The organism is uncultured Tenacibaculum sp., from assembly GCF_947504135.1.
GTDB lineage: Bacteria > Bacteroidota > Bacteroidia > Flavobacteriales > Flavobacteriaceae > Polaribacter.
In genome coordinates this window covers 204,000-219,952 of the sequence record NZ_CANNGG010000002.1, presented here as the reverse complement: position 1 = coordinate 219,952, position 15,953 = coordinate 204,000, and the positions used below count along the sequence as shown (strand labels likewise).

The 15,953-nt window shown below is 31.0% G+C and carries 15 protein-coding genes and 1 pseudogene; 11 read left to right on the top strand and 5 right to left on the bottom strand.

All coding sequences use genetic code 11. The features are described 5' to 3' along the window. Nucleotides 1-185: 185 nt before the first annotated feature. Entirely contained in the window at nt 186-1,046 is an 861-nt protein-coding gene (nadC, locus tag Q0663_RS04435; protein WP_299006962.1) for a carboxylating nicotinate-nucleotide diphosphorylase, read from the bottom strand. A gap of 708 nt (nt 1,047-1,754) precedes the next feature. Between nadC and Q0663_RS04430 the strand changes: the two genes are divergently transcribed. The 3 genes from Q0663_RS04430 (at nt 1,755) to Q0663_RS04420 (ending at nt 3,640) form a co-directional block, all read left to right on the top strand. Further along, nucleotides 1,755-1,952, top strand: a complete 198-nt coding sequence (locus Q0663_RS04430; RefSeq protein WP_299006960.1) for a hypothetical protein — start codon at nt 1,755-1,757, stop codon at nt 1,950-1,952. Between the two features lie 40 nt (nt 1,953-1,992). Beyond that, entirely contained in the window at nt 1,993-2,139 is a 147-nt protein-coding gene (locus tag Q0663_RS04425) for a hypothetical protein (RefSeq protein ID WP_299006958.1), read from the top strand. Nucleotides 2,140-2,992: 853 nt separating this feature from the next. Further along, nucleotides 2,993-3,640: an autotransporter outer membrane beta-barrel domain-containing protein gene (locus Q0663_RS04420; protein WP_299006956.1), complete on the top strand. Its 648-nt coding sequence runs from the start codon at nt 2,993-2,995 to the stop codon at nt 3,638-3,640. Nucleotides 3,641-3,696: 56 nt separating this feature from the next. On the opposite strand, the pseudogene Q0663_RS04415 reads toward Q0663_RS04420, so the two are convergent. Continuing rightward, a pseudogene (locus tag Q0663_RS04415) lies at nt 3,697-4,661 on the bottom strand (IS110 family transposase). 449 nt (nt 4,662-5,110) lie between these two features. On the opposite strand from Q0663_RS04415, the gene Q0663_RS04410 reads away from it, so the two are divergent. Next, nucleotides 5,111-5,485, top strand: a complete 375-nt coding sequence (locus Q0663_RS04410) for a PadR family transcriptional regulator (protein WP_119058543.1) — start codon at nt 5,111-5,113, stop codon at nt 5,483-5,485. 71 nt (nt 5,486-5,556) lie between these two features. Next, nucleotides 5,557-5,901, top strand: coding sequence for a hypothetical protein (locus Q0663_RS04405; RefSeq protein ID WP_299006941.1), 345 nt, complete (start codon nt 5,557-5,559; stop codon nt 5,899-5,901). A 215-nt stretch (nt 5,902-6,116) separates the two neighbouring features. Here Q0663_RS04405 and Q0663_RS04400 read toward each other — a convergent pair whose 3' ends face one another. Then, the gene (locus Q0663_RS04400; RefSeq protein ID WP_299006938.1) at nt 6,117-7,109 is read right to left on the bottom strand and encodes an IS110 family transposase; all 993 of its coding nucleotides are present in this window, start codon (nt 7,107-7,109) and stop codon (nt 6,117-6,119) included. Nucleotides 7,110-7,380: 271 nt separating this feature from the next. Between Q0663_RS04400 and Q0663_RS04395 the strand changes: the two genes are divergently transcribed. Further along, the gene (locus tag Q0663_RS04395; RefSeq protein ID WP_299006935.1) at nt 7,381-9,027 is read left to right on the top strand and encodes a serine hydrolase; all 1,647 of its coding nucleotides are present in this window, start codon (nt 7,381-7,383) and stop codon (nt 9,025-9,027) included. Between the two features lie 124 nt (nt 9,028-9,151). Here Q0663_RS04395 and Q0663_RS04390 read toward each other — a convergent pair whose 3' ends face one another. Continuing rightward, a complete protein-coding gene (locus Q0663_RS04390) occupies nt 9,152-10,015 on the bottom strand; it encodes a helix-turn-helix domain-containing protein (protein ID WP_299006931.1) in 864 nt (287 codons plus the stop codon). 80 nt (nt 10,016-10,095) lie between these two features. After that, nucleotides 10,096-10,815, bottom strand: coding sequence for a hypothetical protein (locus tag Q0663_RS04385; protein ID WP_299006929.1), 720 nt, complete (start codon nt 10,813-10,815; stop codon nt 10,096-10,098). Nucleotides 10,816-11,920: 1,105 nt separating this feature from the next. Here Q0663_RS04385 and rlmH point away from each other — a divergent pair. From rlmH to Q0663_RS04360, 5 genes are all read left to right on the top strand, one after another. Beyond that, nucleotides 11,921-12,394, top strand: a complete 474-nt coding sequence (gene rlmH / locus Q0663_RS04380; protein ID WP_299000612.1) for a 23S rRNA (pseudouridine(1915)-N(3))-methyltransferase RlmH — start codon at nt 11,921-11,923, stop codon at nt 12,392-12,394. A 91-nt stretch (nt 12,395-12,485) separates the two neighbouring features. Continuing rightward, nucleotides 12,486-13,337: a hypothetical protein gene (locus tag Q0663_RS04375; RefSeq protein ID WP_299006927.1), complete on the top strand. Its 852-nt coding sequence runs from the start codon at nt 12,486-12,488 to the stop codon at nt 13,335-13,337. A 136-nt stretch (nt 13,338-13,473) separates the two neighbouring features. Next, nucleotides 13,474-14,052, top strand: a complete 579-nt coding sequence (locus Q0663_RS04370) for a non-canonical purine NTP diphosphatase (protein ID WP_299006924.1) — start codon at nt 13,474-13,476, stop codon at nt 14,050-14,052. Then, nucleotides 14,053-15,084 (top strand): iron ABC transporter permease, encoded by a 1,032-nt coding sequence (locus Q0663_RS04365; protein ID WP_299006921.1) that lies wholly within the window; start codon nt 14,053-14,055, stop codon nt 15,082-15,084. It abuts the gene before it with no gap. Between the two features lie 6 nt (nt 15,085-15,090). After that, nucleotides 15,091-15,888 (top strand): ABC transporter ATP-binding protein, encoded by a 798-nt coding sequence (locus tag Q0663_RS04360; RefSeq protein WP_299006918.1) that lies wholly within the window; start codon nt 15,091-15,093, stop codon nt 15,886-15,888. The last annotated feature ends 65 nt before the right edge of the window (nt 15,889-15,953 follow it).

Genomic DNA, 15,953 nt, shown 5'->3' with positions numbered 1-15,953 from the left:
TTTATTTTTATTGTTTTTTATTGGTCAGATGTAACCTTTGATACTTAAAATAATCATTCTGCTGAATATTTAATGATTATTTAAAGCATATCGGTTTCATGAGTTTTGGTCTTTATTATTCAAATTAAAGTGAACGTAATTACCTGTTAAGATTACTTCGTTTCACTCGTAATGACTATTCTTTATTAATCAACAGCTTTTAAGCTTAAATCCATATTGTAAACTGAATGTGTTAAGGCTCCAGACGAAATAAAATCAACCCCACACTCTGCATATTCTCTAATGGTCTTTTCATTAATTCCTCCAGAAGATTCTGTTAAACATTGCTCTCCAATCAACTCAACTGCTTTACGGGTATCCTCATAATTAAAGTTATCTATCAAAATTCTGTATACACCTTCGTTTTGTAAAATCTCTTCAATTTCTTCTAGGCTTCGTGCTTCTACAATTATTTTAATATCCAGCCCTTTTTCAGCTAAATACTTCTTAGTTTTCGTAATAGCTTGTGTAATTCCGCCAGCAAAATCAATGTGATTGTCTTTAATCATTACCATATCGTATAAAGCAAATCGGTGATTTTCACCACCACCTATTTTTACCGCCCATTTTTCCAAAGCACGGATTCCTGGTGTGGTTTTACGAGTGTCTAACACCTTGGTTTTGGTTCCTTCTAACAAATTGGCAAAAAACTTAGTTTTGGTTGCAATAGCACTCATACGTTGCATTGCGTTTAGTACCAAACGTTCTGCCATTAAAATAGACTGTGATTTTCCTGATACATAAAAAACAATATCTCCGTACTTTACAGGTGAACCATCATTAATCAACGTTTCTACTTTTAAATCGGCATCTACATAGTTAAACACCATTTTAGCAAATTCTACTCCGGCTATTATACCTTCGTCTTTTACTAATAATTTTGCTTTTCCTGTTGCATCGGCAGGAATGCATGATAATGATGTATGGTCCCCATCTCCTATATCTTCTCTAATAGCATTTGCTATAATTAAATCTAACTCTTTATTAAATTGTTCTTGTGAAATCATAGTATTGAATTGTTGAGGTAAAAATACAATTATTTTTAGTTCTCTGTTTTTAGTTTACTGCTTATTGTTGTGTAATTTTTACCGTTTCTTTACTTACAAAATTCTAAACCTGTTACAGGTTGTTTTTCATTTTTCTACTACTTTCTGTGTATGGTATGTGTTTAGTTTACTTTCTCCTATCATGGTTTATTAGTTTTCTTTGCTTGTCTATAGAAAAAACACTTTTTCTTAGGAATTTTTTAGTTATTGCATTTAAATTAGTTCTCGATAGTTCTAATGAGCGAAGTCGACGTACGATTTTCGTACCTCAAAATCACTCGAACTGACAGTTTTCTATATTCCTGTCTCTAAAGGCATCAACTGGTTTGAAACTCTTGATTTATTTTCTTGCTTTTACGACTGTTTTTTACTCCTTCTTGTTTGTTTTTTATATTTTGCTTTCTAAAACTAACCGATTTTTTTTAAACTTACGTGTTGTAAAGATTAAAAAATTTTCTTTCAACTTATAACTAATCTTATATCATGGCTATAAACTATCCTTTTAGTCTTCCGTTAAAACATAATTTTGCTGAGTTTGTACACTACAACGGTTTATTTCTTCCGCATGAAACGGATAGAGTTTTGAATTTATAGATTGATAATCAAAAAATTAAGGCTTCGGTTAGCGGATCTGACACTTATGATGATGAGCTTAGAAAAAGTGATGTGATGTTTATCAAAAATACGCCTGAAACTGAATGGATTTACAACCGATTGGCAGGTTTGGCTATTCATTGTAATAACGAACGATATTGGTTTGATTTGTTAGGTTTTCACAATAATTTACAATTGGCTAGCTATACTGAGGGTGACTTTTTTGATTGGCATTTGGATTTTGGTGCAGGTGAATTTCTGATAGAAAACTGAGTATTATCCTGATGAGTATGAGGGCGGTGATTTACAGTTTATGTTGAATCAAAAAATTGTAAGGGTCCCTAGAGAGAAAGGTACCATCATTGTTTTTCCTTCTTTTATGATGCATTGTGTAACTCCTATTACTAAAGGGGTTCGTAAGTCTATTGTAGGTTGGGTTGCAGGTCCTCCGTATTGGTAGGTTATTAAAAGGATTTATGGAATCCCTTAAGAATTTGTAAATACTTTGTATTAGGTTAGCAGGAATTGAATAATTAATTAAAAAATAACTGTAACTCGTTAATAACTTTTCTTTTTGGTAAAGCATTGGTTTTACTATATTTGATAACGTATAAAAATTGCTAAACTTTACGATATCCCATACTATTCTCCGGATAAAACAACTAAAGTTTGACATATAACGAGTTATGTGTTATTTAAACTCAACTATACAAATATTAACAAATTTAAAATAATAATGAAAAAACGAATTTTATTTCTTTTTAATAACAATTTCAACTCTTAATTCTTATTCACAAGTCTCTTTTGAAAAAGGGTATTATATTGATAATACGAATCAAAAAATTAATTGTCTAATAAAAAATATTGATTGGAAAAATAACCCAACTGAATTTGAATATAAACTATCCGAAAATAGTGAATCTAAAAAAACAACTATAAAAACAATTAAAGAATTTGGTATTGATAATATTTCAAAATATGTAAGAAGTAATGTTAATATTGATAGGTCTAGCGAGAGCATCAATAATTTAAGCAATGACAAAAATCCTATATTTAAAGAAGAAGAGCTTTTTTTAAAAGTATTAGTTGAAGGTAAGGCTACCTTATATCAATATGTTGATAATAACTTAAAAAGATATTTTTATAATAAAGAGAACTCTAATATTGAACAATTAATCTTTAAAAGTTATAAAACATCTGAGAATAATGTTGGCAAAAACAATAAATTTAGACAACAGTTATTTGTTGATTTAAAATGTCCTAATTTCAAAACCAGTAAAATTGAAAATGTAGAATATAAGAAAAATAGTTTAGTGCGATTTTTTACTGAATACAGCAAATGCCATAATAACGAATTAATTAATTTCGAACCAAAACAAAAAAGAGATTTATTTAATTTGACAATCAGACCTCGTATAAATAGTTCTTCATTAACAATACAAAACTCTGTTTCTAATTCTAGAAATATTGATTTTGAAAATAAAATAGGGTTTGGGTTTGGATTAGAGGCTGAGTTTATTTTACCTTTTAACAAAAACAAATGGGCAATTACAATTGAGCCAACTTATCAAAGTTTCAAGTCTGAAAAAACAACTAATGTAAATAATGTTTCTGGAGGAGTATTAATAGCAAATGTTGATTACAGTTCCATTGAAGTCCCAGTAGGTTTAAGACATTATTTCTTTCTAAATAATAATTCTAAAATTTTTATAAATGCTTCTTACATCTTTGATATAAGTTCAAAATCATCAATTGAATTTACAAGGGATGATGGTTCAAATTTAAACTCATTAGAAATTGAGACAAGAAATAACCTAGCTATGGGAATTGGCTATAAACATAATAATAAATATAGTTTAGAAGCAAGGTTTCAAACCAATAGAGAGATTTTAGGAAACTATTCCTTTTGGAGTTCAAATTATAAAACACTATCAATAATATTTGGATATTCATTTTTCTAAAAAAAACAACACATAACAAAGAACTGAGGTAAAAAACAAGTAAATTTTATACTTTTTTAAACCAAAGTACTTTTATAATTTGCATCATAAGGCAAACCACTTTTTACTATTGCAAAAGCTTGTTTTAGTAGCTTATTACACACCGCTATTAAAGCAAGTTTTTTACTCTTACCCTTAGCTACAATTCGGTCATAAAGTTCTCTACATGTTTTGTTGTATTTACAAGCATTAAAACTACACATAAACAATAAATTTCTAAGCTTTGGATTCCCCATTTTACTTATGCGTGGTCTTCCTTTTATACTACTGCCTGACTCTCTAATAACAGGAGTTATACCTGCGTAACTGCACAGCTCCTTTGCCGAAGTAAAGCGCTTAAATCCATCGGTAAAAACTAATAACTTTAATGCTGTTTTACCTCCTATTCCTGGAATAGACTTTAATAAAGTCTCCTCTTCTTGATAGCTCTTTTTTACATTCTATAGCAACAAATCTTCTAATTTAACCATCTCTTTTTGTATATTTTTTAGCTGTATTTTTAAGGAACTAACTACCAATTTCGATGGAGTTCCTAATACTGATTCGCCATGAAGCTTATTCTTTAATTGAGTAAATTGTTTCGTGTAAACACTCAACAAACGTACTATTTGTAAACATTCTTGTTGATCCTTGCTTTCTCCTTTCCATATAGAAGGAGCTTGACTTACGCCATAATTATATAACTGTTTTGCATCACTCTTATCCGTCTTTACTTTTGATAAACTCATTTGAATAAAACGTTTTATCTTCAACGGATTTTCTACTGATACCAAAACTCCTTTTTCTGTTAAAAAATAAGCTAATCGTACATGATAATACCCTGTGCTTCCATTATACAATGAGTTAAATCACTTGTGATTAACAACAGCTCTTTAAAGCCTGATGCATCATTTTTAAACTGATACCAATTACCTTGATAATCATACACATCTAAAACATCTTTACTTACATCGATTCCTAAAAATTGTTTATTTTTACTCATAAGAAAAAAGGATTGGAAAGAAAATAACTACTATCAATTCAACAACTTGAAATCGAGATCTTGGTCTCACAGAACTGAACGAATTTAAAGTAGTAAAGCGTAGGGATTATCAATGTTGACGAAATCTAGGTTTCAACGTATATCATAACCTTACTCTACGCTTTTTTCTTTCTGGTTTTTATTACTAAATTTAAACAATTGCTAACTTAAGATGTATAAATTCAATTGCGGCTGAATTTCCTATGGAAATTCAGCCGCAATTTTCTATCTTTCAGTTTCAATCGGAAAATCGTGCCGATTTTCCGCAACTGAAATTTATACGCTAACGTTAGCTACAATTTTGACCAACCCACAACCTTAATTTCCTGAAATTTAAAAATTCATTTGTCGAAATCAAAAATATTATTACATTTGTATTATTCAACTTGTTTAATACAAATAAAATAATAATGAAAAATGATAAAAAACTAAATGAATTATTGCTTTCTTGGGAAAACACATATAAAAAAGGTCAATTGACACTTTGGATTTTTATGGCTCTTCAAGAAAGCAAAAAGTATGTTGATGAAATTAAAAACTTCATTGAAAAGAAATCGGACGGAACAATTAGTTGCGAAGAGCAAAGTCTATACAGAGCATTGAGAAAATACGAGCATATCGATGTTTTGACTTACGACTTGAAAGAAGGAAATAAAGGTCCTGACAGAAAGTACTATTATTTGACAAATCTCGGCCAAGAACTTTTCAATCAATTTGTCGATAGAAATATCAAACTATTCTACTCAACCGAAATTAAAAACATTTTAAAATTAAACGAACAATGAAAACAATTACACAATATTTATTAAGATTTGCATTGACTGCAACCGTGCTGACCATAATTTTTAGATATTTTTTGAGTTATGGAATTGAAAATCAATCTGGAATCTTAATTACAATTTCAGCAGTAACTTACGGACTACTAATGTTTGCATCGGGTTGGTATTTTGGACGCAAAGACGGAGAATATTTACCAATATATGATGTCGGATTCAGATTCCATCTAACAACTTATTTAATTCACAACGGAATATCTCTTTTATGGATTGGACTTGGATTCGGCTCAAAATATGAAAATTTGAATGTATCTATCTTGGTTGCGGTTTATTGGGGAATATTTCTTCTAATTCACTTTGCTTTCTTCCTTTGGGCAAGAAAAAATTCAATAAACAATCTCGACAAAGAAGATATTTTTGAATAAAAAACTGTAGCTAACAATGTGTATGAGCAATAGCGGGTTAAGTGCTTAATTCAAGGTTATTGCATTCTTTGTCGCTACTTGCAAATTCATTAACTTTTTTGTAAAATTAGCAGATAAACTTTGCAAGCAGCTAACGTCAGTCTAAATTGAAAAGTTCGGATTTCCTACTCAGCTACTGCTCATACACGTATTCCAAGGTAAAAAACAAGTTTTTTTTAGAAATTTACTGCTGCTATATTTACAAAGAGAGTACCTCTTTTAATTACTGCAAAACTGCGTGCTAAAATTTTATTTCTAACGTTGTTTAATGCAATCATTTTATGTTTGCCTTCCTCTAACTTTCTGTGATAATAATTCTTTAACTCCTGATCAGACTGTATCGCTGAAACAGCAGCCATACTTAATAATGTCTTCATTTTTCTATCGCCTATATAGTGGCTTTGTTTTCGTCGCCTAATAGAGCTTCCTGAGCTATATTCAAATGGGGCGATTCCACAATAACTTGAAAATGAACGCCAGTTGTTAAATTTCATAAAATTGGATGTATGATAAAGTAATTGACAACTTAATATCAGACCTACTCCTTTTACAGTCCTTAACAACTCATAGTTGTGCTGTAACTTATCATCTGTCTTTAATAATTCTTTCATACGTTTCTCTATAGATAATACTTGCTTGTCAATGTACTTTATTGAGCGTTCTAATATCTTACAACAAGGGGCTGTTGACCGACTTGAAAGCAAATGCTTTTGCTCTTTTAAAGTAGATTTTAAACCACTACGGTCTCTTACCATTTGATCTCGCAAAGCTAAAAGCCTACCAATCTCTTGAAACTCTTTTGGCTTTACATTACTGGGTTCTAATTCTTCTCGGTACATCCATCCAAATCGGGCAATCATGTAGGAATCTAGTTTATCTGTCTTCTCTCTAGCAAGACCTGTACTACGTTTAATTCGCATAGGGCTTTCTTCTACATAAATAAGTGATAGTGACGACAAAAAAACCGATAGCTTTAAGGAATAATTCCCTGTATTTTCAAAACAGAAAAAATACTCTGATGTTTCTAAATGTCGTTTAATCAATCGGATAAGCTCTTTATATCCCTCTTCATCATTTGAAAATACCGCATGTTGCCTACTGTTGTATAAGGTGGCATCAATGGTCTTTTTTGATACATCAATCCCAATCACATCTCTTACTTTTTTCATATATTTAAAAAATTAATGATTAATGACGTTTTGCAACTATTTCCTTTAATGAGCCATAGTGGCTAGGTATTCCAAGTAGTTCAACTAAACGTCGTGCAAGAAGTAGAGAGGACTATTACGTGTAATAGGTATTACCTATAGACCGTTCGAGTTCTCCTCTCTACTCTTGTTAAATTTAATAATATCAAAGTAAAGAAAACCGTTAACCATAATAAAAACACCAACTGTAACAACCGAAAATTTATTCAGTCCTTACAATTAAAGAGATTAAATGAACATAACACGAACTCTAGTTATATTACTTACAATACTGCCAACATTTGGATTTTGCCAAAATTTAGATGCCCAAATAGACAAAATTTATCAAGTAGAAGATAACACACCTGGTTACTCTATTATAATCACTAAAGGCAAAGAAATTTTGATAGAAAAACAATATGGAATTTCTAATTTGGATTATGACATACCAACAACAAATAAAACAGTTTTCGACATTGGTTCAATTGCTAAACAATTTACTGCTTACGCAATACTATTACTAGAAGAACAAGGTAAATTATCCATTAAAGAACCTGCCTATAAATACATCAAAAATCTACCTCGTTACCAAAAGGGAAATCCAACCATTGAGCAATTATTGAATCAAACAAGTGGCATTAAAGAAGTCGATGGCATTGCGGGAATTGCGGATTTAGGCAGAAATGATTTACTTACTCAATCCCAAATGATGAATTTCATTACAAAAACGAAATCATTAAATTTTAGACCAGGAGAGTATTTTCAATACACCAATTCAAACTATATTTTACTTGCTGATATCATATCCAAAGTTTCTGAGAAATCTTTTGCGGATTTCATGCAAGAAGATGTTTTTGAACCATTTGGAATGGAAAATACCATAAAGAAAACAAGCACTTATACTATAATTAAAAACAGGGCAATTGGATATATAGAAGATGAAGGCAATTTCTACAAAACACACTTACACGCCTTTATTTACAATGGAGACGGGCAAGTACTTACCACCCCAAAAGATATGTTTAAGTGGCATTTAGGTTTACAGAAAGTGAAAAACCAATACCCTGAATTGTATAAAAAAATGCACACCAAAGCCAAGTTAAATAATGGTAATATTCTCGATTATGGTTTAGGCGTAGAATTTGAAACTCATAATAACTATCAAGCATTTGGTTTTGACGGAATGATATTAGGTGGCTTTGTATCCAAGTATCTTTATTTTCCAAAATTAGATATGATGTTTTTCACTACGCAAAATACGTTTGATTCAGATTTTGAAGAACAATTTTTTCAGTTAGTTAACTTATACATTCCGAACAATAATTTTAATAATAAATCGAAAAATAGCGAAAGTGAGAAAAAAGTAAAGCTTTCAAAAAAAGAGCTAAAATTGTATGAAGGAAACTATCTTTTTGCAGGTAGCGATGTCGAGACTATCAAAATGAACAAAATACAACTTAACAAAGATGAGCTAACTGTACTTACGACTGATGGAGAAGAAATAACAAGATTAAAGCCTATTGGAAATCATCAATTTATGTTTAATGATAAATTAGTTGTTTTTGACATAGAGTCTAATAAAAAAAGTTATAAATATTATGATTCTGAAAACGAATTACCTTGGCTATTTAAAGAATACAATCCTACTACTTACAACGAAAAGCAATTAAAAGAATTTGAAGGACAATACTTTAATGCAGATTTTCAAATCAGTAAAAAAATCAAACTAATAGACGGTAAACTTTTTGTTTTTAGCAGAAATGGTGCTTGGAAAAATGAAATAGAACCACTTTGCAAAGATGCTTTTGACTATTCATCAGACGTAATAACCTTCATAAGAGATGACTATAAAAAAATAACTGGTTTGAAAATTATGGGAATTGAATTTGAAAAAGTATAATTACTATGGCTAACAATTTGTATAAGTAATAGTGGTTTAAGTGATAAAACAAACGTCATTGCATAGCCGAAAGGTTAGTGAGTAAAAATCCGCTACTACTAATACACAAATACGTTAGGAACAATTAATTTGACTCTAGTTTAGCAAAACCAACTGTCTTACGATAAATATCAGGTGATACTCCTACCTTCTTTTTAAAAAAACGACTGAAATAGAATTCATCGTCATAACCTAAAAAAGCAGCAACTTGTTTCACTGGTTTAGAAGTTAGATAAAGTTCTCGTTTCGCCTCAATAATGATCCTATTTGAAATTAAGGATGAAGTCGTTTGATTGAGGTATTTCTTGACGATACCGGCTAAAGTTTTAGGACTTACACTTAGTTCATCTGCGTATTCTTGGGGAGAATGGAGTTTGCAATAATTACTCTCTATTGCATCGACTAAATTCTGTAAAATTTCTGTTTGTGAATCTGACATTCTGGGAGTTAATTGTTGATCAAATTGTTTCTTTTGTCTGACCGCTTCAATTAAAAACACTTTTAAAAATGCCACAAGAACTTCATGCTGAGCGATTGAGTCTTTGTCCATCTCTTTCGAAATTTGATCAATCAAATTAAGAAATAAGCTTTGCTCGTTTACAGTAAAATAGGGTAAACCATGGAAATTGTTAAAAAGGAATCCCTCGGTCTCTATTTCGTTTTGATGTCTATATGTACAAAAAAAATCGGGATGAAAATTCAATAAATAACCATGACACTTTTCTTCAGAACGTATCATGAAAGGTTGATACGGAGCCAAACAAATCATATGATTTCCTTGCAATTCAAAACTTTGAAAATCAACGCTTAGTTCATAGCTATTTCCATTTAATAAAACGATAGAATAATAATTTCTTCTTTGTAAATGATCAAACTGACTTAGGTTGTTGAACTCTTCTAATCTAAACGCAAGTTCCCCGTTTTGTTTGTCTATAATTATTTGGGCCATGCTAAATTTATTTTATAGCTCATTCAAATTTAAAAAAAAGGGGTGCCAAAAGCACTCCTCTCCTTTCTTAAATCAAATATTTATTTTGAAGCTAGAATGTTAATTTTTTGAATTGCTGAAGCATCAAAGCCTTCCAAAATTACAGGCGCATTCTCCATCAACGCTGCTGCTACTTTTCCTGTCAAATGAGCATCTCTGCCAGCGTCATCTGCAAACGTATCGAAAATGGCATAGGTTTCTTCATTGATTTTAAAAGCATACCATGATAAAGTTGCAGGCTCAGAACTTACCAATGACTTGCCCGCTTGTAAGAAATCCTCCACTTCAGAAGTCTTTCCTTCTTTGGCTTTCATAATCACCAACAATCCCTTATTCAGATTACCCACTTTATGATTACTTGCCTGAACATCAACGGTCTTAATGTCACTGCTAGAATCAAAACCTTCTAAAAGATCTCCAGCATTGGCCAATAAGGCTTTTGCCACTTCTCCTTTTAAGTGTGCCTGTCTGCCTTCTTCAGTTTCAAATGTGTCATAAATCCCGAAAGTTTGTTCATCTATTTGAAATGCAAACCAAGATTCAGTTTTTGGTTCTGCATTTACCAATGATAAACCACCTAGAAGAAACTCTTTCACTTCTTGCTCCTTACCTTCTTTCGCTTTCATGATTACTAATAATCCGATGTTTTCATTTTTTGTGTTGTCCATAATATTATTTTTTTTAGATTGAGAAAATGCTTGAATTGTTATCCCTAGAATGAGAACTAGGCTACTTAATTTGATTAAACTTTTAAATTTCATTTTGACTTATTTTTGTTACACTACAAATGTAGAACTAAATAAGGGGTCTTGGAATGGAGATAAGAGACTTAAGCATGGACAATTTTCCAGTGACAATGAAGAATGTAAAAAAGCTCATAACACTGTTTATAAAATCATAGCTCCCATTCGGGCGCTACGCTTCATATACTAAACGTTGTACAAATTAAAGCGCTAATATATTAACGGAAAAATGTTTAGCAAATTCTAAAGAAATGGCAGTAAAATATCCTGATTTGACTAAAGCGTATTGTAAATGTTCAACTGCAAGATTCAAGCGGAATATATCGAGATTATTAAAATTGGAATTGAAGAACAAATGCAAAAGTTATTACCAATATTTCCAAGCTGCTTGTCGGTTTACCAAAATAATGTGAAAAAGCATAATTAAAACATTAACACTAATAAGCTTACGCACAACAACGGTTCATCGCCAATAAGCGGCTTCGTTTGTAAGAAAATAATTAACTTGACCAATAAACCAATACTAAGCCGACAAATCCGCGTCTCTTACTCGGCCAAATGGCGATAAAAGAGACCGTTGTACGCAATTTACGAAATGACCGAAACTGAAATAAAAACAGTAATTGAATTGAAAAAAATAAATGGATAACAAACTAAAAATTGTTTCTCTGACTTTATACTCACTCATAATTCTTATGGGGCAAATGATTGGACTTCCATTTATTTTATGGTTGATTTTTACAAGTTTTGATTTTGGAAATAGCGACCAGATTTTCGCAATTAGCGGACTAATCGGACTCATTCTAAATTTCACAAAGTATGGAAAACTGATACTTAGAAAAATATTAAGTTTCATTCTTATGATTTTACCAATCGTGAAGCTACTGACTGAAATACCATTAGAAAAATTTAATTATTTCACTTTTCAGATACCACTTTTGGTTTTTGTATATACTTATTTGTTTTACATAATAAAACCGAATAAAAATAAAAAAACTCCATACAAGAATATATAAATACAATTATCGCAAATTTAACTACCCTAAGACTTCACTCAACACTCACTTTTTTTTATCCTAAAACCCATTTTTAAAAATTTACCAAACATTCGTAATTTTGCCGTATGAAAATAAAACTACTCGCCATAGGTAAAACTGACAATAAGCAGTTACAGCAATTAATTGACGAATATCAAAACCGATTAAAACATTATGTAAAGTTTGAGTTAGAAATTATTCCTGATATTAAAAATGTTAAAAACTTAAGCGAGCCTCAGCAAAAAGAAAAAGAAGGAGAATTAATTCTATCTAAACTACAAGCTACCGACCAACTAGTTTTATTAGACGACAAAGGAAAACAACATACTTCTATGGAATTTTCGCAATATCTTCAGAAGAAAATGAATTCTGGCATTAAACAATTAGTATTAGTTATTGGCGGCCCTTATGGTTTTTCTGATGCTGTGTATACTAAAGCACAAGGAAAATTATCACTATCAAAAATGACCTTTTCTCACCAAATGATTCGCTTATTTATTGTAGAGCAAATTTATCGCGGATTTACCATTCTTCGTAACGAACCGTATCATCACGAGTAAATTATTTCCTTTTTCAAAAAAGCCATATAAAGCAATGTTCTTTTAGTAATAAGCTGTACTTTTGCGCCCCAAAAAATTAAACTTATTAAATATGAAAACATTAAGAATATTAGCATCTATCTTCTTTATAACCTTTATTTGCTCGCAACAAATTTATGCGCAAAGTGACGTTAAAACGTTAAAGACTCAGGTTAAACACAAAAAAAATCAAATTAGTGCTAATGAAGAAATTTTAATGAGTGGCGTTAGCGCTTTAAAACGTGTAAAAGCAAACTTAGAAAACTTTAAGAAAAGTAAAAAAGCCACAAAAGAAGAAGTAGAGAGAAAAGAAAAAATTGTTGCAAATATGCAACGAAGACTTACCAAATTAAATTCTCAAATTGATTTACACAAACAAGATTTAGCTTCTCTTGAAAAAAAACTAGCTAGAAAACTAAAAAAAGAGCAACCTACAACAGAAAAGACTGAAACTCCTGCTCAAAACACAAGTATTGTATACGAAGACAACATTAGTAGTGAACAAAAAGAAATTCTTTTACAAAAGCAAAAATTAGAAGATGCTCGTAAAAAATTAGACGAAGAAAGAAAAGCTAGAGAGCTTGCTTACTTAAAAGAACAAGAAGCTTTACGTTTAGAAGAAGAAAAACTGAAGCAATTAAGCAATCAAATTAAGGCTAAGGAGCAAAACATTAACAAAGAGAAAAACACATTAATAAGTGATCTTGAAGATGATATTAGCATTAATGAAGAAATTTTGATTAGTGGAAAAGAAGGTTTAGCAAAAATGAAATCGAAACTAGAAGAAGCTAAAAAAGACGCTTCTACTTCTAAAGAAAGTATCGAACGAAAAGAAGCTATCATCAGCCAAATCGAAACTCGTTTACTTAAAATAGAAAACGAAATAGACGCTAAAAAACTTGAATTATCAAAAATTAAAGGATAAAAAAAAGAGGCTTTAAAGCCTCTTTTTTATTTTTCTATGTGAACGCTTTATGCAACTGTATTCCTTCTACAAATAAGAAAAACAACAGTAAAGATGATAAAAATTGAATACATTTGCTTTAGTTAATTACCAATACATGAAATTAGTTTTTGCTACTAACAACCTAAATAAGCTTGCTGAAGTACAAAAAATGCTTCCTACTACTATCGAGTTACTTTCTTTAAAAGATATTAATTGTTTTGATGATATTGAAGAAACAGCAACAACCTTAGAAGGAAATGCTCAAATTAAAGCCAATCACATTAGCGAAAAATACGGTTACAACTGTTTTGCTGATGACACAGGTTTAGAAGTTTCTGCTTTAAACGGGGCTCCTGGAGTGTATTCTGCACGATATGCAGGTGAACCTACCAATGCAGAGAACAACATGCAAAAACTCTTAAACGAATTACACAACAAAACTAATAGAAATGCTCAGTTTAGAACCTCGATTTGTTTAAACTTAAACGGAGAACAATTTTTATTTGACGGCGTGTGTAAGGGACAAATCCTATCTGAAAAACAAGGTGAGCTAGGTTTTGGGTACGATCCTATTTTTCAACCCGAAGGTTTTAAGAAGTCTTTTGCTGAAATGACAGCAGAAGAAAAAAACAAAATTAGCCACAGAGGATTAGCTATTCAGCAATTAGTTTCATTTCTAAAATCAATTAGCTAATTGAACGTATCAAAAACATACACAACACATTTTACACTCCTGTTTGTACTGCTGGTTATTTTATTTATTACCAATATTAGTTTAGGTTCTGTTTCTATCCCCATAAAAGAAATTTTCAACTTATTATCAGGAGGTGTTGCATCAAAAAGTAGTTGGGAAACTATTATTATAAGCTATCGCTTACCAAAAGCTATTACTGCAATTTTAGTAGGATCTGGTTTGTCTATAAGTGGTTTGTTAATGCAAACTTTATTTCGAAACCCACTAGCAGGTCCTTTTGTTTTAGGTATTTCTTCTGGTGCTAGTTTAGGTGTTGCGTTACTTATTTTAGGAGCCAGCGTTTTTGGAGGTTTCTTTTTAACATTTATGTTTTCTAATTGGGCTTTGGCAATTGCTGCTAGTATTGGGTCATTTTTTGTATTGTCTGCGGTGATTATTGCTGCCAATAGAGTTCGTAACACCATGTCTATACTTATTATTGGATTAATGTTTGGCTCTCTAACATCAGCAGTGATTAGTGTACTTGCTTTTTTTAGTCAAGCAGAACAAATACAACAATACCTGTTTTGGAGCTTTGGAAGTTTAGGAAACCTAACTTGGGAAGAACTTTCTATTTTTGGCCTTATTTATCTTGTAGGTATCCTTGGGACTTTTTCTGTTATAAAACCTTTAAACAGTTTTCTTTTAGGTGAAAACTACGCGCAAAGTCTAGGAATAAACATTAAGAGAAGCAGAAACATCATTTTACTAATTACGAGTATTCTTACAGGGGTTATTACCGCTTTTTCTGGTCCTATAGCCTTTGTTGGGTTAGCAGTTCCACATATAGCTAAAATGTTATTTTCAACCTCTAACCACAAAATACTACTCCCATCCGCTGCTTTGATTGGAGCAATTGTTTTACTAATTTGCGACTGTATAGCACAGTTACCAACGAGTGAATACACCTTACCTATTAATGCCATAACCTCATTGTTTGGAGCTCCTATTGTAATTTGGTTACTCGTTAGAAAAAAGAAAATATACGTATAAGTCGTTTTGATAAATTCTGAAAAACATACCGAACTACAAACTGAACAATTAACCATTGGTTATCAATCAAAAAAGCAACAAACAGTTATTGCTTCAGACATAAATATTGCAATTGAAAAAGGAAAATTTGTTGCATTATTAGGTAAAAACGGGATTGGAAAATCTACTTTACTTCGTACACTTTCTAAAGTTCAAAAACCACTGAAAGGCGTCGTAAAAATTAATCAAAAAGAACTTTCTTCTTATTCGAATCAAGAACTTTCAACTTGTTTAAGCTTAGTACTTACCGAGCGTTTACCTTTAAGTCAACTTACCGTTTTTGAATTGGTTGCATTGGGACGACAACCTTATACTAACTGGATTGACAAACTTACTCAAGAGCACCTAAAAAAAATACTTTGGGCTATTGAGCAAACTGAAATCACCCATATAAAAGACAAACGATTTTATGAGTTAAGTGACGGTCAACTACAACGTGTATTAATTGCTCGAGCTTTAGCTCAAGACACCGAAATTATTATCTTAGACGAACCTACAGCTCACCTAGACATACACCATACTTTTAAAGTATTTTCATTATTGAAAAAACTAGTGAAAAAGACTGGTAAAACTATCATTATTTCTACACACGAAGTAAACCTTGCTATTCAATTAGCAGATGAGTTCATTTTACTTTCAGAAAATCAATTATATACTGGAACTTCTCAAGAATTGATTGAGCAAAATGCTTTTGAAGAACTTTTTCCGAAAGAACTTATAAGTTTTAACAAAACGTTAGAACAATTCGTTATTAAGAAAAATTAAATTTGACTCCTAGTAACGTTTTGTTACATTTGGAAACTAATCGAACTAAACAAACCTTAATTATC